General features: G+C 63.7%; 17 protein-coding genes. All 17 read right to left on the bottom strand.

Annotated elements, in window-relative coordinates; genetic code table 11:
- Nucleotides 1–13: 13 nt before the first annotated feature.
- Nucleotides 14–217: a helix-turn-helix domain-containing protein gene (locus QMG16_RS13370; RefSeq protein WP_281794916.1), complete on the bottom strand. Its 204-nt coding sequence runs from the start codon at nucleotides 215–217 to the stop codon at nucleotides 14–16.
- A gap of 255 nt (nucleotides 218–472) precedes the next feature.
- Nucleotides 473–1,087, bottom strand: a complete 615-nt coding sequence (locus QMG16_RS13375; protein WP_281794917.1) for a gamma-glutamylcyclotransferase family protein — start codon at nucleotides 1,085–1,087, stop codon at nucleotides 473–475.
- Nucleotides 1,084–1,866 carry a class II glutamine amidotransferase gene (locus QMG16_RS13380; RefSeq protein ID WP_281794919.1) on the bottom strand — a complete coding sequence of 261 codons (783 nt, stop codon included), beginning with the start codon at nucleotides 1,864–1,866 and terminating at the stop codon, nucleotides 1,084–1,086. Before QMG16_RS13380 ends, QMG16_RS13375 begins: the two co-directional genes overlap by 4 nt.
- Nucleotides 1,866–2,366: a DUF5049 domain-containing protein gene (locus QMG16_RS13385; protein ID WP_281794921.1), complete on the bottom strand. Its 501-nt coding sequence runs from the start codon at nucleotides 2,364–2,366 to the stop codon at nucleotides 1,866–1,868. The genes QMG16_RS13380 and QMG16_RS13385 overlap by 1 nt, the downstream gene beginning before the upstream one ends.
- Nucleotides 2,363–3,352 carry an amidoligase family protein gene (locus tag QMG16_RS13390; protein ID WP_281794923.1) on the bottom strand — a complete coding sequence of 330 codons (990 nt, stop codon included), beginning with the start codon at nucleotides 3,350–3,352 and terminating at the stop codon, nucleotides 2,363–2,365. The genes QMG16_RS13385 and QMG16_RS13390 overlap by 4 nt, the downstream gene beginning before the upstream one ends.
- Before the next feature lie 213 nt (nucleotides 3,353–3,565).
- The gene (locus QMG16_RS13395; protein ID WP_281794925.1) at nucleotides 3,566–4,879 is read right to left on the bottom strand and encodes a glycoside hydrolase family protein; all 1,314 of its coding nucleotides are present in this window, start codon (nucleotides 4,877–4,879) and stop codon (nucleotides 3,566–3,568) included.
- A complete protein-coding gene (locus QMG16_RS13400; RefSeq protein WP_281794928.1) occupies nucleotides 4,876–5,181 on the bottom strand; it encodes a hypothetical protein in 306 nt (101 codons plus the stop codon). The genes QMG16_RS13395 and QMG16_RS13400 overlap by 4 nt, the downstream gene beginning before the upstream one ends.
- Before the next feature lie 13 nt (nucleotides 5,182–5,194).
- Nucleotides 5,195–8,743: a DUF4815 domain-containing protein gene (locus tag QMG16_RS13405; RefSeq protein WP_281794930.1), complete on the bottom strand. Its 3,549-nt coding sequence runs from the start codon at nucleotides 8,741–8,743 to the stop codon at nucleotides 5,195–5,197.
- 11 nt (nucleotides 8,744–8,754) lie between these two features.
- Nucleotides 8,755–9,288: a BW3TFN family phage tail fiber component gene (locus QMG16_RS13410; protein WP_281794932.1), complete on the bottom strand. Its 534-nt coding sequence runs from the start codon at nucleotides 9,286–9,288 to the stop codon at nucleotides 8,755–8,757.
- Nucleotides 9,289–9,301: 13 nt separating this feature from the next.
- Nucleotides 9,302–9,763, bottom strand: coding sequence for a hypothetical protein (locus QMG16_RS13415; protein ID WP_281794933.1), 462 nt, complete (start codon nucleotides 9,761–9,763; stop codon nucleotides 9,302–9,304).
- The gene (locus QMG16_RS13420) at nucleotides 9,750–9,881 is read right to left on the bottom strand and encodes a hypothetical protein (RefSeq protein WP_281794934.1); all 132 of its coding nucleotides are present in this window, start codon (nucleotides 9,879–9,881) and stop codon (nucleotides 9,750–9,752) included. The genes QMG16_RS13415 and QMG16_RS13420 overlap by 14 nt, the downstream gene beginning before the upstream one ends.
- Nucleotides 9,882–9,885: 4 nt before the next feature.
- Nucleotides 9,886–10,872, bottom strand: coding sequence for a hypothetical protein (locus QMG16_RS13425; protein ID WP_281794935.1), 987 nt, complete (start codon nucleotides 10,870–10,872; stop codon nucleotides 9,886–9,888).
- Nucleotides 10,873–10,881: 9 nt separating this feature from the next.
- Entirely contained in the window at nucleotides 10,882–11,475 is a 594-nt protein-coding gene (locus QMG16_RS13430) for a hypothetical protein (RefSeq protein ID WP_281794936.1), read from the bottom strand.
- A gap of 9 nt (nucleotides 11,476–11,484) precedes the next feature.
- Nucleotides 11,485–13,056 carry a phage tail protein gene (locus QMG16_RS13435; protein ID WP_281794937.1) on the bottom strand — a complete coding sequence of 524 codons (1,572 nt, stop codon included), beginning with the start codon at nucleotides 13,054–13,056 and terminating at the stop codon, nucleotides 11,485–11,487.
- Nucleotides 13,056–14,465 (bottom strand): baseplate J/gp47 family protein, encoded by a 1,410-nt coding sequence (locus QMG16_RS13440; RefSeq protein ID WP_281794938.1) that lies wholly within the window; start codon nucleotides 14,463–14,465, stop codon nucleotides 13,056–13,058. Before QMG16_RS13440 ends, QMG16_RS13435 begins: the two co-directional genes overlap by 1 nt.
- A 67-nt stretch (nucleotides 14,466–14,532) precedes the next feature.
- The gene (locus tag QMG16_RS13445) at nucleotides 14,533–14,988 is read right to left on the bottom strand and encodes a GPW/gp25 family protein (protein ID WP_281794940.1); all 456 of its coding nucleotides are present in this window, start codon (nucleotides 14,986–14,988) and stop codon (nucleotides 14,533–14,535) included.
- The gene (locus QMG16_RS13450) at nucleotides 14,988–15,944 is read right to left on the bottom strand and encodes a hypothetical protein (RefSeq protein ID WP_281794941.1); all 957 of its coding nucleotides are present in this window, start codon (nucleotides 15,942–15,944) and stop codon (nucleotides 14,988–14,990) included. The genes QMG16_RS13445 and QMG16_RS13450 overlap by 1 nt, the downstream gene beginning before the upstream one ends.
- Nucleotides 15,945–15,948 lie beyond the last annotated feature (4 nt).

The following is a 15,948-nucleotide window of genomic DNA, read 5'->3' on the forward strand; positions in this document are numbered from 1 at the left end:
CTTCGATACCTGCCTACTCTGTCCTCTGGTCGTGTGAGGAGGCACCTCCGGCCTTTACCCACTCATCGATTTCGTCTTTTTTGAATTTCCAAAGTCGACCCATCCGGTGAGCGGGCATCCGGTGCTTGTCGATCCATCGGTACACCGTGTCGTTGCTGACACCGAGGTATTTGGATATCTCTTCCACCGACAGCCATCGGTCTTCGATCTCGGTCATTTCTCCTGCTCCCGCGGAATGTTACGGTTCACGACTCACCGCTCGCCTCGGCCGTTTAAAGAGAGAGGGGCACACCCCTCCCATTTTCCAACAAATAATGATACGCCAATCCTTTCCGATTGTCAACCGCAATTTACCGCAGAAACCTGGATTTGTCTGTATCGATTGCCCTGGCGATCTCTCGATTTTCCGCCTCACGGAATACATACCGGAATCGATCCCTATCCGGGTCACAAACCTGCCGTTCGAGAGAAGTTACCCGTTCCGGGGCCATTGTGAGGACCCTAACGGTTGCAGTCCCCTCTCTTTCGAAGGGAAGCCGACGTAGAGCCAGGCCGGGAGCACGGTTTCCTTTGCCCGGACGGAGACCAGGAGGCGGCGGTAGAGGCAGGGGCCGCCGGGGTGAAACCCCTCCAGCCGGTCGATGGCCGGAAGGCGGTTTTCGGGATCGTCGAAGGTCAGAAGCTCCCCATACACGGGGCCCCAGGGCGCGCCTGTGCCCTTCTTCGGGAGCCGGTCGGGGGTTGGGTCGGGATTGGACATGCGAGCCACGACGCGCGCTTGTACCTGCCTGTGCGTTTCAGCACGCAGACAGGTGGCCACGTCGGCGAGTGGATTGGTGGTCCCGACGGCAAGGATGTCCTCCTCCGGGACCTCCAGGACGGGGATTCCGGAGGATGTCTCGAAGAGGCGGCCGCGGACCAGAGCGTCCTCAATGGCCAGGACGCCCCGGCAGAAGCGGTCGTGGTTCCAGAAACCGCGCTTCAGGGTGCCGTAGACGAAGAGTCTCAGTATTCCGTTTGTGTTCGGCTTCAAGGGTTCTGTTGGGTTCATTGCCTGGTTCATGGGGTTCATTGGAGTGTCTGTCATGGTTCCGCGCCCTTTCTCTCCTGGGCGACGAACTCGAACGGTTCCACCGAGTACCCGGCCAGGTCCTCGCGCCGGAACACCACCAGGCTCATGGGCGGGACCGCAATCTCACGCCAGCCTTTTTCCTCCGCCAGCACGGCGTCGAGGTATGCGGGGTCCGAAGCGTAGAGAACCGCTTTGCGGCGGGGATGCCAGCGTAGTTCCAGCGGTCGGTTGCCCTTGAGCACGATGACGGTTTGCGGATCGGTCCGGCAGGCGATGACGGCGGTGATCTGACCCCGACAGCGTCGGAGCCGGGCTTTGAACCGCTCGATATCCATGGCCCCGTCCCGGGCGGCGTTCGCGGCCAGGCGGAACAGAATCTCGCTGTCCACCTCGGCGAAGCGCCGCATCTTCCAGCGCCGGAACAGGTAGTCGGCGTTGTAGATGGTGCCGTTGTGGGTGCCGATCACCTCCCCGGCGCGGATCGGGTGGTTGTTGCTGTTGACCCGCTCGTCCCCTCGGGTGCGCCACCGGGTATGGCCGAGCAGAAGCGTGGCGCGGTTGTTTATGCCGGCCAGGAGTTCGGCGAAGGCCTTGTCCGTGACGAACCGCTCGGCCGTCACCGGCCGCTTGAAGAGCCGGTGTCCGCCGTCGGTGTCGAGCCATGCCGCGCCGGTGGCGTGTGGTCCGCGCTCCTCGCTCAGCAGCAGCAGGCGGGTGAAGAGCCAGGCGAGATACTCCCGCTCCTCGGCGCGTCGCCGCTTATTTCCGAAGATGACTCCCGCGAGCCCGCACATCAGGATTTCCCTCCCTGCGGATCGACGATGAACCCGCGGAAGACGCCCTCGGCGTATTCCTTCGGATGCTCCTCGATCCAGCTCGCGGCATCGGGATATCCGAGCTCCCCGGCCAGCCGGGCGACGACCGGCCGGTCGAGCATGTTGGTCTGCCCCGAGAGCCGGACCGCGTCGATGCCCTGCCAGACCAGGGCGGGAATCGGTATCCGCGCGGGTTTGTCGTCCTGCACCTCGGCAAGGCCGTGTTTGATCAGGGCATCCAGGAAGGATGCGGCCTTTTCCTCCGGCGTGTCGCCCCGGACCGCCAGCTCGACGCCGGACAGCATCTTGGCGTTGCGCAAGACCATGTCGATGTAATCCTCGAGGTCCCGCTGGTCGGAAAAGAGCGAGGCTCCTTTCATGGCCAGGACCACGTCGGTCACCGTCGCCCCGGTGAAGATTTCGCCGTCGCCTTCCAGCGGCTGACCATTGAGGGCGGTGTTTCGAATCAGCACTCTCATGACGCGCCTCCTTGCGTCCCGATGGTCTCGTCCCCCGAAAACGCCGGAGGCCGGGTTTCGATTGCGGATTGCGGATTTTGGATTGCGGATAAGGTGTTGTCCGGCTTTGCCCTGCCGCGCTTGAAGGCCGAGTCGCCCGGCAGGGCGGCGATCAGATGCTTGCGCGCTGTCTTGAACTCGTCGCCGATGAGCCCCAGGTGGAGCAGGAAGACCCGGAAGTCGTACCGGGCGCTCTGCGGATCGAAGGACCTCTTGCGGCTCGATGCGGCACGGCCGTTGAGCGCCTTGGCCGCCACGGCGAGGACCAGTTGGACGTAGGCTTTCACCTTGCCCGCGTGGAGCGTCCCCTCGAACCAGCGGAACTCGACCGTGCCGCGGTACCAGACGTTGTGCAGGTTCACCCCGTGGTAGCGGGTGCTGTCGTAGTGCTGGGGCTGCCGGTTGTGGTAGCCGTACCAAATGTGGTTGAGCTGGTCCCTGGTCCTGGGACGGCGGCGCTCGATCTGTGCGATGAGATCGTCGCTCACCGGTTTGCTGTAGTTGCGGCGGCGTGTCTCGTTCACGCCCAGGGCGGTGAGAATGAGCGCTTCCTGTTTGTAGACGATCTTGGCGAGGTTGCCGAGGGTCCGGCCGTCAAAGGCCGTGGCGTCGACGTGGACGTGGATGCCGCAACGGTCGTCCACCTTGGCTCCGCAGGCCCGCAGCGCCCGGACGACCTCCTGGAGGACGGGGATGTCCTCGTAAGACAGGACGGGGCTCACCACCTCGGCCCGCAGGTGGACCGGCACATTGATGAGCGAGCCGTCGGATACTACTTTCCAAACCCGTCCATGCTCGTCGGTGACCTCCCAGGGGTCGAAACTCCCTGGGCTGCCGATGTGGCGGACTTGGCCGCCCACCACCGACTGGATCGCCTGGGCGACCCGCTCGCGCGTCCGCTTGACTGTCTCGATCTCGATTCCGAAGTTGATCCAGCGTAAGTCCATGGTCTCTCCTTGCGTTCTGTAAGCCCGTTCCCGGCAAGGGATTGGCTCTTGTGTTCACACACATACAGGCTTCTTTCCGAACAGAAAGCAAGGCGAATTCGACACATAAACCATTTGATTCCAATGGGTTATGTACATGCGGCCGCAACCTGCGGAAACACGCGGGGTTACGGGATTGCCCGGCGTCCGAAGAAAAGTGAGGTGTTCCGGGAATCAGGTCTGCTTCCAGATCGTCCCGGTGTGTTTTTCCCACTTTCCGCCGCCCGCGAGGTCGGTGTTGAACCACTCGTCGCCCATGGACGGGGCGGGGATGGCTGCGTCGCGCTCGGCTTGGGTGCCGACGCCACGCCGGACAGATTCACGCGCAGTGAGACCCTGACCGAGCCGGTCCGGGCCGAGCAGGTCACGCCATCCGAGGGCCGGTGCCCGCAGACGGGAAACGAAGGTCCGGTAGGCGGTCGCATCCTTGGCCGCGCGGTAAAGGAGCAGCGAGCCGTCGGCGTCCCGGACCAGGCTCGGCGTGTAGCAGCGCTCGAGGAATGGCCCGCTGCCGTTCTTGAACACGGGGTTGATCTCCGCCTTGCGCCAGTGGACACGGTCCCAGGACCATGCGTAGCCGATTCCGGCGTTTCCCGCGGAGCCCCCGGAGTAGAGCATCCACCATCTCCCGTCCGGAAGCCGTTCCACATGGGCGGAGGAGACGTATCCGTTCGCGCCTTCCCATAGCTGTGGGTCGATCAGGCCGGAGAGGATCGGGCCGTTTCCGAACAACTTCCATACGACCGCGTCATTGGAGCAGGCCAGACCGAGGCTGTCGTTGCCGCCGGTGGAGGCGATGAAATACATGGTGTAGCGCCAGGTGAAAGGTCTTCCTTCGACCGAGGTGGGCAGCGGGTTGTGCCAGAGGAACGACGGCCCGTAATGGCCGCGGTTCCAGACCTGGACGCTTCCCTCGGTCACCAGGTCGCCGGAACACGGGGTGTCGCCCGTGAACGCGGCGGGGTCGACCGACGGATCACAAACAGCCGTGCGCAGACCGGCCATGGCATAGGGCTGATTGGGAACATCCGGGTTCCAGTAGAGGATGCGCAGCCGGTCAGCGGTCTCCAGGGCGCAGACCACGTGATAGCCGTTGACCGCGATGCCGGTGACCTTTTTCTCTTTGTCCCAGGCGAGCCCGTTGTCGGAGAAGGCGCAGCTCATGCCCGCTCCGTCGCCGTAATAGGCGATGAAGTTCCGGGGTCGGGTCCCGTCGTGGAAAGCGCCCGGGGACCGGAGGACGCGGACATAGTAGGCACGAGCGGCCGTCAGGGGCAGAACGTGCGGGTAGCGGTGGTCGAACACCACCGGCGGCAGCCCCTCGGGCGGTTCAGCTCCCGAGGGGACCAACAGCAGGCCGAGGTCAACGGCGCGCAGCAGGTCCGGGGTCATCGCCTGAACGACGGCGGCCTTTCCGGGCCCGAGCGTACCCGTAAGCCCTGGCAGTTCCAGAATCGTATCGGTGTTGCTCTTGATGGTGATGCTCATGGTTGGTTCCTCCCGGCCTGCGCCGCAAGCGCCGCGGCGGACAGGTCTTCATGCAGGTATCCGGCGTCCATCAGTTCCCGGTTGATCCGCCCGGCCTCGATCTCCTCCCGCTTGATGCGGGCCATGAGTCCGGCGAACGCCTCGGCGGCGTCCGGCTCAATGCCCTGCCGCTCCTCAATGCGCCGCAAGCGGGCGTCCAGGTTGGCGAGCAGATCGAGGGTGTGGTCCCGGAGGATTCCGTCACGCTTTTCCTGTGGTGAGGGGATGAACTCGGTCAATCCGCCTTGTCTGCGAACGATCATGACGTTCCTCCGATCAGCTCAGCGTCGCACCGAGGGTGTGAATCCTCGGGTACACCAGGTTGTTGCCGGTCATCTCCGCCTTGTAGCGGACCCTGTTTCCGTTCGGGTCGGAAAAGGTCCTGGTGAGCGTGTACTCCGTCCACTCCTCGTCTATTTTGCGCGTCGTCAGGATCGACATGGCTTCCCAGGTCGCGCCGCCGTTATTGGAGGCGAACCAGTTGATGGTCGTCCCGCTCGGGATGTTCATCTGGGTGTATATTTTGGTGGATGAAACGCCCTGGGTGAGCTCGTTTTCCCGATTAAGGTACGTGCCCGTCGGGTTGTTGAGATACCCGATGAGGTTCACATCCTTGTGGATCAACGCCGGAGAGATGTTGGCGGCGTTGCTGGAAAAAAGCGCCCGGACCAGCACTTGACTTGCCAAGTTGGGGAGGCGCTCCTCCTCCGCGGGCACGATGGCGTCCCAGAGGACGCCGCCGTCGGTGGAATACTCCCAAGCGATGCCGGTGCCTTGAGGGACGGATGAGTATTCGTCCAGGTTCAGATCGCTGAACTGTACGCCGGTGATGGGCTGGAAGCGCACCTCTCCGCTGGGCTGAAAGTCGTAACCATAGATTTTCATGGTGAGATCGGAGCCGTTGAGCGGGGTCCAGGTTTCGGCGTTGGAGCTTTCCAGCAGCACGCCGGCCGCATAGGTCTGCCGGGTGATCACGCCGTTTTGACCCAGTTGCCCCAGGGTGGCGACGCGCATGCGGTAGTTGCTGCTGTTGGTAAGCAACACGACGGCATAGCTGGTTCCCGCCTGCGCGTAAAACGGGTTGGCGAAGACGACCTTGGTCTCGACGTTCAGACTTACGTCGCCAGGGGCCAGGACCTTTTCAGCGAAAATCACGCCGTTGGGCAGACCCGTGGTGACGCCGCGGATTTGGACCGTGACCGGGATGGACGGGTCTTTGGCGGTGAAATACAATCCCACACCGGAGACCACCTTGTCCTCGGTGAAGCTGAAGGTCTGGGCCAGAGGATCGTTGCGCACGGTGACGATCTGTGTACGCCAGACCACTTGAACCACGGGCACGCGGATGATGCGCTCCTCGACGATGCGTTCGATGCGGGTGATGACCATCGGATCGTTGATCTGAATGCCGGCTCGGGCGGAATAGAGCCCGTCGGTCATTTCCACGATGCGGTTGCCGTTGCGCGCGTTCTCGGGGATGACGAAGGACGCGCTCACGCGGCCCGCGGTGTCCGCGTGGACACCCGACGCCACCACCTGGCCGTCGCAGCGGATGGTCACGTTGTTCGCGTTGGACTGAAAGTTGGACCCGACCACGGCGATTCCGGTCTGGCCGCGCCTGCCGATGTTCGGCGTGATCTCCACTGAGGCATCGGGTTTCTCGAACACGGCGTAGGGGTTGATGTTCTTGACCTCGGACCAGTCGGTCTGCTCGACGAGCACACGTTCCGTGGCCGGGAGCAACGCGAGGCTGCCCTTGAACAAGGCGTTGCTCGCCGAGGGATTTACCGTGAGCACGGTGGCCGAGGCTGTCCTGGCCGGTGCGGCGAAACGCCGGACCCGGTCGATGCGGGCGCTCCACTCGCTGTGATAGATGTCGGACTGGGCGTCGTTCGAAAAGTCGTCGGAGTAGACGCCCTTCTTGGTCTGGGCGTCCCGGTTCTGCAGCTCGTTGTTCATCTGGAACTGGGCGTCGTTGTATTTGAGGTCCTCGACGTCCTTGATGATCTCGTGGATCTGGTCCATGGTGACGCGGGTCAGGCCGAAGTTCTGGACCGTCAGGTCCACCGAATTCGGCGGACAATCGACGCTGCAGAGTCCGAGCGTGCCTTCCGGGACGATGGGCAGCTTCGGCCAGTCCGCCGGAGCGCCTTCCAGCCGCTTGATCTCGCGGGTGGTGGCGTAGATGATGTCCCTGCGTCCGACGTAGTAGTCGTAGTCGATGCTGCAGTTGGAGCCTGCCACCGGCTCGTCGCCGATATTGGCGCGGCCGAAATTGATGATGGAAAGGTTGCCGGGCTCGACCTGCACCGGGGACATGGTCAGGCCGCTCGTGTTGGAGGCGGGCGGGTTGCCGCCGACGATCACATCCACGCCGTCGTCCGTGTACGACGTGACCCCGGCGGCCACGTCCTTGAGCCGCTGAAAGTCCGCGCGGGCCGCGTTTTGCGTGCCGCGATAGATGCGGTAACCGGTCGCGCCGCTGACCGGAAGCCAGGAGAGGCGGTTGATTTCACCGGCCGGGGTGTCGCGGGACACGACCTTGGCGGAATCGTACTGGGTTTCGCCGGCGGCGCTCTGCGCGGTGACCAGATAGAAATACTCGTCAGCCGCGGGATGGCCCGAACGTCCGAACCAGCCTCCGTCCACGTAGTCCGTCCCCTCGATCATCTGTTTGGTGTAGGTCCAGCGGACGGTGTAAGTCGTGCCGATGGCGGGCTCGTTGCCCGAACCCAGCCAGTCCACGTAGTTGCCGGACTGCTGCCAGTCCGCTCCTTCCTGAAAGACCGTCGCACCCTGGCTCACCTCGATGATATCCACCACCGGGTTGGGGACGAGCAGGTCCTCGCCGCCCCCGACGGAGCCGCGGGTGATGTTGGAGACGATCTCCACGATGGCCTCGACCTGAGTGGTTTCCTTGAGAGGCGTGTTGTTGAGGGCATAGCGCCGGGTGCCGACCACGTAGGTCTTCTGTTCACCCCGGACCGATTTGACCGCCGTGGACTTGGGCACCAAGGTGGTTGTGGGCAGGTCTTTCTGCAGGCGGAACCCTTGGATATAAGCTCGGCCCGCGTTGGTGATCACCTCGACGTTTTGGCCGTCGTTGTCGCCGATGAAGCTGTCGAGTCCCTTGACCAGATAACTGCCGGCCTGGTCGTAGGTCCGCTCGGCCAGGTTCTGGAGCAGCGAGTTCAGCCCCTCGGCGGCCGCGAAGGCGAGTTGATCCTCGGTGATCGACGCCACGGTGATGCGGCTTCCGGGCAGTGTCCCGAGCAGGTCCTGCAGGTAGAGGTTCGATTTTTCGCGGACGGTCGCCGTCACGTCGCCGGTTTCGCGGTCGAACTTGTGGACAGCGACCACCTTGCGCTGGGTCACGTTGTTCGGTAACGCCTCGCCGCTCGTGTCGTGATTCTTGAGGGATAAGACCCACTTCTCACGCTCGGCGGTGGGTTCGCCGGTGGCGGGGTTGATGAGCACGGCGTCCTGGTTGTAGCCGTAGTTGTACTTGAGCAGTTCGACATAGACGTAATCCGCGCCGCTCGTCTTGGCCGGGTCGTAGGTGAGCACCGCGCCGGGCACGCGCTCCAGGCAGCCGTCGATGTAGACCAGCCCCTCGGCCACGGTGAGCACGTTGGCCGCGACCGTCACGCCGAAGCCGCTGACGATGGCCCCCTCCTTGAAGAGGATGTCCGCGAGCTTCCTACGCTCGTTGTTGATGATGTCCTGCTGCTCGTTCAGTTCCGAGTCGAGCAGGTCCCGGTCCTGGTGGTAGCGGACCCGCTTGTAGTTTTTCGCCGGGTCGAACGTATCGCGCGAGATGGACATGGTCTTTCCTCCTAAATCTTGATGACCCCGACCAGCTCCACCCGCGTGTCCGAGGTCTTGTTGAAGTCGGGGATGTTCTTCACTTCGTACAGATAGCCGGGATCGAGCACCTCACCGGTCGGATTGGTGTCCGGGTGGTAAACGCCGTTCGCCGCATAATCGGACTGGAGTCCGGCGATGTAGGCCACGTTTCCGCCGAAGAATCCGTATTCCCGGATGGTGATGCCGTTGGCTTCGTTTTCCTCGAAGCGGAAGAAGACGCCGATGGTCTGGGTCTCCTCGCCGGTTTCGATGTAATGGATGCCGTTGACGATGAGCGTCCCTTCCGGGTCCTCCTTGAGAAAGGTGCGCTTGTACTGCTTTTTGCGGGCCCGCTCGTTCTTGAGCGCTGTCTGGTCGATGTCCGGAGCGGGCGGATTGACGGGATCGGTGAACGTGGCGTCCCCGTCACCGATGGCGCAGTGGGTGATGCCCTCGATGGGGTCTCCCATGAGCAGCCGGGCGGTGAGGATGCGGCCCGTTTTGACGATGAGTCCAAGTGACATTGCTATTCCTCCTTCAGGTCTGGATCGTGTGGCCTTCGCGGATCAGCACGGCGAAGACGGTCTGGCGCGATTCCGCTTGACGGGCTGTTTCGCGCACCACAAGCTGTTCCGAATCCGCCGTCCGCTCGACCTCGGCGAACACCGCGCAGCAGGTGTCGCTCCGCCGTTCGACCGGCCGGTGAATCCGGACGGCTGCGTCGGAAAGGGTTGTCGGGAAACGGACCACCCATCCCCGCAGGTCGAAGCTCCGCAGGACCGGCCGCACGATCACGGTCTGGATGTCGGCGGGGGCGTCCACCTCCGCCGTGATCCTCAAGGCCGCATCCGTGTCGCGTCGGATTGTCCGCGTTTCCGATGCCGCGCCGACGGCCTCGAAAACGACCGCCGGGAAGGCCGGCATCCGGGCGCGGTTCATTGGAATCACGGGGCCCGCGAAGGGCGCTACGGCGAGTCGATTTCCGCTACGGATTGCCACGTCTCAACCTCCCGGTGATTCTGTTCGCCTTGCCGACGTTGCGGACCACCCGGAACATCGGGGTCAGGCGTCCGGCGTTCGCCTCGATCTCCTTTTTGTTGCCTTGCCTCATCGCCATGGAATCACTCCTTCACCGCGCACCAGCCCGGACCGGACAGGTTGAAAACCTTGTAGGTGACTCCTCCGAGATCGAGGACATCTTCGGAGTCCGTGATCCCGCCGCCGTGGGCGTAGACCTCGATCAGTTCGCCCCGCAGTTCCTTGTAGGCCGCCGTCGTATGGGCCGCGAGCCACGGAAACAACGTGATGAGCCCTTGGCGCTGATCGGGATTGCTGGCGGTTTGGAAACCGCCGTGGGCCGCGCCGCAGGTGCCGGTCTGGCTGGTCGTGCTCGCCCAGCCGTCGAACTTGTTGATGGCGTAGAAGCTGCCCGGGGACTGGTAGTGGCCGACGACGACCGGTTGCGGGTCCTCGCCGATCTTCGCTCCCGACGCATAGGCTGCGACGAGGCTCGCCAGAGTGACGGTATTGGGGGACGCGACCGTATCCAGCGCCGTCACCTGGACGCGTTCGATTCCCGCGTTGTCCTTGATCAGGTAATAGCCTCCGACCCTGAAGATGGAGGCGTCGTTGACCTGCAGCGTGACCCCTGAACCCGGAGATGCGGCCGACTGCGTGACGGCGACGGCTCCGGACCAAAAGCGCTTCAGAAGGCCGCAATAGTGGCCGTAGTAGACGGCTGCGATCTTGGTCACGATGAAGACGTGATCCCTGTCCGCGTAAAACCAATACAGGAACGCGGAAGCATCCACGGTCTTGATGTAGGTGTAGCTTGTGTGGAACGCCTCTTTCACGCCCGTGTGTGTGGCCGCGTCCCAGTACAGGTAGGCGCGGACCGCGATTCGGTCCACCGCGCTGTCGTTTACGAACCGGAGGAAGATGTCTTCGGCTCCGCTCTCTCCCGGGGATGCCAGGACGTAACTGGGCTCCGCGTCACCGGAGCGGTCGTCTCGAAGCGTCCAGCCGACCGTTCCCACGAGGAAATCTTTCAGGCGGACGAGGAAATCCGCGGTGTTTGAAGCGGTCTCGGATGTGCTGTGATAGCCCATACGTTCCTCCTACAGGATCGGGTTTTCCGTACCGGTGAGCCGGAGTTTGAGGTCGGTCTTGTTTTGCACCGGCGTTCCGGACGGCACCGTGCAGCGACGCCAAAACGAAAGAGTCACGTCGTGGGCCTTGTCTCCCAGGTTGAGCGGTGCGCCTCCGACGGCGGTATCGAGGCCGGCCTGTGTCAGGGCCAGCGCGTACCAAGCCGACTCGTCGCCCCCGGCGACATCCACCGGTTCGATCACCAGCCCGGTATAGTCGTACCCGGAGTAGACCGCGGCACCCGCATTGTGGGCGGCAGGGGTTGTGCCGCCGTAGCCGCGTTCCACGGCGAGGACGGTCGTCCCGCCGCCGCTCAGGATGCGCATCTGTTCGTCGTCGACGATGATGATTTCGCCGTCGCTGAAGCGAGGCGCGGAGAGCTGGAGCGAGGTCGCCCCCGATGCCAGGGCCGCGGCGAGGGTCGTCTGTTCGTTGGCCACGAACAGCTCCTTGTCTTTTGTTTCCCCGTCCGTTCCGTTGTAGGTGTCGCCATCGGGATTCGTGAGGTCCCCTTCGGATATCCTCTGGGTCAATATGATGTCTTCGTACAGATGTATCGCCATCGATCTCTCCTATGCCGCCGGCCATTGCGTGACCGTGTATTGGTTCGCCGCCGCCTCGAAACCGGCGGTCGCCTGGGCGTGATCGTCCCGCTGGCGGAAACGCCAGCGAAGGCAAGGCTTCGACCTGCGGAAGCCCGATCCGTTGAGCGGCATCGAGCCGAGCCGCATGGGCCGGGTCCGGTCTACCGACAAAAGCAAGCCGGTGTGGTTCAGCCTGCGGCGGTTGAGCAGGAGCGTCTCCACGCGTCTTCGGCGCGGAATGCCCGTGTCCACGTCCATCTCGAAGGATGCGCGGGCCTCGGTCACATAGGCGTCGGTTAGTTCGGCGAGGTTGAGCGCCTTGTTGTTCAGGGAAAAGCCGGGCCTGCGGGCGCGCCAGCGGTCGACGACGTCCCATGCGCCGGATACCTCCGACCACTGAGCGTCGGCATAGGCGGTGATGAAAAGGTGACGGCCCACGGCCGCGCCGGAGACCTTGTCGTCCCTTCCGAGCCTCGAATGCCCGACGCGGAACCAATGGGAGAGCCGTGACCGCTTCCCGTACCGGTGCGTGCGGCGGTCTCCCGCGAGGTCGGGCGCATCCTGGACGGCTTCCGAGAGCAGATCTTTCTGCCGGAACTTGACCCGGCAAGACTGCGCGGAACGGTTCAGGCGCGAACGATTCAGTTCCTGGCCCGCCAGCCGGATGAACGAGACGCCCGGTTCCACCGCGGGCTTGGTTTCGATCTCGCAGCAAAACGCCGCACGCCGTTCGCTGATCCACAGGTTCGGCAGACGTTCGGCGTTGAGGTCGCCGGTGTTCAGACGGAACCGGGGCGAGCGGCCATGCCAGCGGGAGACGCACACCGCGGCTCGCTCGATGTCCTGCATGAGCGTGGTGCCGTCGGTGATCCGCCACCAACCCCAGGTTTTGTTCTTGCGGGTGAGATGGAAATCCGTGTTCAGGGCGTTGTGGTTGACCACGAACGTTTCATGCAGATGCCCGAGACACACCCGCTCGACGACCTTCTTGATGACCGCCTCGAAATCCGACTCCATGGACAGGAGCGTGTAGAGCCACTGCAGGAAGAAGACCCGCGTCCCCGCGGGATGATGGAAGGGCAGCGCGTCCCGGACTCCCTGGACGAGGTTGTCGCTGTCGATGCGGTAGACGCCCAGGCTGTAAATCAGTCCCGGCAGTTTGGCCCGTCCGACAACCGAACGGCGGTTCAGGCGCAGCGCCTTATGGAAAGTCTCCTCGATGCGCCCTTCCCACCCGATGTCAACGAGCGAGCGGCCGATGGCGGGGATGGTGCTCTTGCGCCGGTAAATCTCCACGGCCTCGCGTATGAGACGCCGCTGGGCCGCCGCGTTTACGGTGGGATCGAAGCGGTGGCCGACGATCTCTCCGAGAAACGGCAGGAACATCTCCTCGCAACGCCCGACGTCGAAAATCTCGGGGAAACGCTCGGCCAGTACCTTGAGTTCGTCCAGGCTCGCGGCCGGGACCTTGAGAAAGGCATCCAGATCGCCGGACTCATCCCGTTCGCGGTAGAGCGGCGGAAGCAGGTCGATGAGTTTCTTTTCGAAGTAGGAGGACATCAGGACGCCCTCCGCACGTCGAGGTTGACCTGACCGAGTGACGCGATCTGACCGGCGCGGATGTCGATGTCCTGGGTCGGCGTGTACATGCGCACATGGCTTACGCCCCGCACGCCGTCCAGAAGCGCTACCAGATCCGAGAAATGAACCGGAGCGCCGAAGCTCATGCGGTCGAAGGCGAAAAAGTCCGCCAAGGCCTGTTCGACGCGGCTTCGGACCAGGTCGAGGTCCTCGCCGGCATAGGCGAACACCTCGGCGTCAATGGAGACCGGCCGATAGACGGGATCGAAGAGGTTGATCTCGACGGTGATGACCTTGCGCGATTCCAGGTATTCGGCGAGGTCCTGCTTGAGAAGCGTTGACGGCGGACCGCCGCCGTCCGGGGCCACAGCCAGGTTGACCTGGTAGTAGCGGATGTTCTTGCAGTCGTTGACGTCGAGTACCTGGGCTTTGGCCACGCCGGGGAACCCTTCGGCCAGTGCCAGGTAATCCTCCTTGGTGACCGCCTTCCAGAGCGAGCGCACCTCGGCCGGGGCCTGTCGGCGGGCGTGTTCCAGCGTCTCGCGGTCCGCTCCGCCGGTCGCTGGGACCGGGTTTGTTACCGCGAGAGGAACCAGACCGCCGTCGAGGTAGATGGCCGTGAGAAGCTCGGTGACGAGATGGGGACCCAGGTTGCCTTCGGCCCCGAGAGTTTCGAGGTACTCGACGCGGATTTCCGCGCCGGAGTCGGGAACCGCTCCGCGCAATCCGTCGCCGAAGACGATCCGGGTGATGTCCAGCGCATCGGTCTCGGCCATGAAGTGGCGCGAGTCCGAGCCGCTTTCCTGAAAGTGGGAGACCTCGGTCCATTCCTGGTCCTGTACCCACACACGGATCGACCCGTGGGCGATTTCCTTTCCGGCCAGGATGATCGGATCGCCCGTTTCCCCGTGGGCAGTGAAGTTCTCGGTCTTGCGTTTCCCCTGGCGCGCGCCCGCATCGACGCTCGTCCGGCTCCGAGGGATCGTCGCGTCTTCGGCCGTCTCGAACACGATGTCGTTTTCTTCCAGACGGGCCCTGCACGTCGTTCCCGCCGGGATCACCAGGTCCGCGTCGAGCGGCGCGGCCAGGGAGAAACGCAAAGCGGTGGTTGCGGCCACCGGCCCGTCGAGCCGGTAGCTGATGAGTTTGCAGAGGTTGATGACGTTTTGCCGCTGGCGGGCGGTGGGCAGGAAGGCCTCCGCCGCCTGGGCGTCGAGATAGTAGGCCAGCATGTCGCCGATGCCGCAGAAGAGTTCCAGCAACACCACGCCGAGGTCGGACGCGTTGAAATCCGTCCAGCGGTCGGTGAGCTGCGGCACCCGCGCCAGCAGTTCCCGGCGCAGGGAGTCGTAGTCCTTGTTCGTGTAAGCGATGCTCGCTCTGCCCATTTCCGTTCGTCCGTTGCGGTTCGGTCACAAGTGGTCCCGCCGGACGAGCCGGACGAGGACCCGCTTGTTACTTACCGGCGACGGAGCGGAACTGTCGGGGCGGAGCGGATTGGCGCGGTTCGCGGTAAAAGGGATAGACCAGGTTGCCTTCCACCTGGCTCCGGATGACGCGATAGGCGATGCGGACCGGGAGAAGGTTGCGATCCTTGTTCGCGGGGGAATCGTCGAAGGAGACGCCGGTGATGACGACCCGTTTCTCCCAGCGCTTCACGGCGTCGATCACGTAATGGCGGATCAGGCCCTTCAGCACCTCATCGTTCGGCTCGAACACCAGGTCCTTGAGTTTCGAGCCGAATTCCGGGCGCATGAACCGTTCGCCCGGCCGGGTGCCGAGAATCTGGAGGATGCTCTCGTGGATGTGTTCGTGTTCGGTGGAGGTGGCCGACGAGATCTGCGCGCCACCGGACCGTCGATGAAAACGGAAGGGGAACTTAAGCCCGCGTCCGAGGAAATCCAAGGCCATCAATCACGCTCCTCGCAGATGCAGGCGGGCACGCTATCCGAACCTGGGTTTCCATTGGAGCCATCGTCGTCCGGGAAATGAATGACCAAGTCCAACCCGTTCGCCATGGCGACATGGATCGTGCCGTCGGCCTCGATGACGCCCTTGTGACCGCTTTCCACGGCCGTAAAGCCCTTGGCCCCGCCGGGCACCAGACGAACCTCGACATCCTCACCCACGCCCTCGATCCGGGAAATGCCGAGCACCACCGAGGTGCCCGCGGGGTTGCCGATCATGGCCGCGCGCTCTGACTGGAATACATCCAACCGGTATCCGTCCGGCAGTTCCACGCGGCAGCGCCCCTGCGCGGTCTGTATCGGATCGATGTCCAGGGGAAGCCCTTCGATTCCGGCCGCTTCGTGGGTCACACGCACCGCCTCGGGCTTGAGCATCAGCTCCCGTCCGTCGGGAAGCGTCACCACGCCGCCGCGCGCGGGTTCGAGAAGGGTCACAGAGCCATCCATACCGATGGCCGTCAGTCTTCCATCCGGTCCCACCCGAACCATGACGCCGTCGGCGAGGGTGAAGATGCGTCCTCCGTCCGGAAGATCTCTCACGGCGGTGCCCGTCGGCATGGCGACGAAGGGGTCTAAGTCCGGCGGCATCGGTTGATCCACGACCTGCATGTATTGCTGCGCGCTCTCGGCGTGCGCCTCCAGTACCGTTTGAGCTTCCGCCCGAAGGGCTTCGGAGGCGTCGTGACTCTGCTGCAGAATGCCTTTGATCTCGGCCAGGCCGTCTCGAATCTTTCGGAGATAGGGCTCCTCACCCTCGCCGTCCGTCACGCCGAGACCGGCCGCAAGCAGACGGGCCAGCGCCATAAGTTCATAGTGGGATTCCGACGAACTCGTCTGCTCGATGATCGGCCCGCCGTCTTCCTCTCCGTAGCCGTAACCGTATCCGTTTCCGACAACCATGTTC

Origin of the sequence: Desulforhabdus amnigena, assembly GCF_027925305.1 — a bacterium.
GTDB lineage: Bacteria > Desulfobacterota > Syntrophobacteria > Syntrophobacterales > Syntrophobacteraceae > Desulforhabdus > Desulforhabdus amnigena.

Bases quoted from the DNA above. Each gene is read 5' to 3' on its own strand.
- QMG16_RS13405 (WP_281794930.1), bottom strand. From the start codon at position 8,743: ATGTCCATCTCGCGCGATACGTTCGACCCGGCGAAAAACTACAAGCGG.
- QMG16_RS13385 (WP_281794921.1), bottom strand. From the start codon at position 2,366: ATGAGAGTGCTGATTCGAAACACCGCCCTCAATGGTCAGCCGCTGGAA.
- QMG16_RS13450 (WP_281794941.1), bottom strand. From the start codon at position 15,944: ATGGTTGTCGGAAACGGATACGGTTACGGCTACGGAGAGGAAGACGGC.
- QMG16_RS13425 (WP_281794935.1), bottom strand. From the start codon at position 10,872: ATGGGCTATCACAGCACATCCGAGACCGCTTCAAACACCGCGGATTTC.
- QMG16_RS13375 (WP_281794917.1), bottom strand. From the start codon at position 1,087: ATGACAGACACTCCAATGAACCCCATGAACCAGGCAATGAACCCAACA.
- QMG16_RS13410 (WP_281794932.1), bottom strand. From the start codon at position 9,288: ATGTCACTTGGACTCATCGTCAAAACGGGCCGCATCCTCACCGCCCGG.
- QMG16_RS13400 (WP_281794928.1), bottom strand. From the start codon at position 5,181: ATGATCGTTCGCAGACAAGGCGGATTGACCGAGTTCATCCCCTCACCA.
- QMG16_RS13435 (WP_281794937.1), bottom strand. From the start codon at position 13,056: ATGTCCTCCTACTTCGAAAAGAAACTCATCGACCTGCTTCCGCCGCTC.
- QMG16_RS13430 (WP_281794936.1), bottom strand. From the start codon at position 11,475: ATGGCGATACATCTGTACGAAGACATCATATTGACCCAGAGGATATCC.
- QMG16_RS13390 (WP_281794923.1), bottom strand. From the start codon at position 3,352: ATGGACTTACGCTGGATCAACTTCGGAATCGAGATCGAGACAGTCAAG.
- QMG16_RS13370 (WP_281794916.1), bottom strand. From the start codon at position 217: ATGACCGAGATCGAAGACCGATGGCTGTCGGTGGAAGAGATATCCAAA.
- QMG16_RS13445 (WP_281794940.1), bottom strand. From the start codon at position 14,988: ATGGCCTTGGATTTCCTCGGACGCGGGCTTAAGTTCCCCTTCCGTTTT.
- QMG16_RS13395 (WP_281794925.1), bottom strand. From the start codon at position 4,879: ATGAGCATCACCATCAAGAGCAACACCGATACGATTCTGGAACTGCCA.
- QMG16_RS13440 (WP_281794938.1), bottom strand. From the start codon at position 14,465: ATGGGCAGAGCGAGCATCGCTTACACGAACAAGGACTACGACTCCCTG.
- QMG16_RS13380 (WP_281794919.1), bottom strand. From the start codon at position 1,866: ATGTGCGGGCTCGCGGGAGTCATCTTCGGAAATAAGCGGCGACGCGCC.
- QMG16_RS13420 (WP_281794934.1), bottom strand. From the start codon at position 9,881: ATGGCGATGAGGCAAGGCAACAAAAAGGAGATCGAGGCGAACGCCGGA.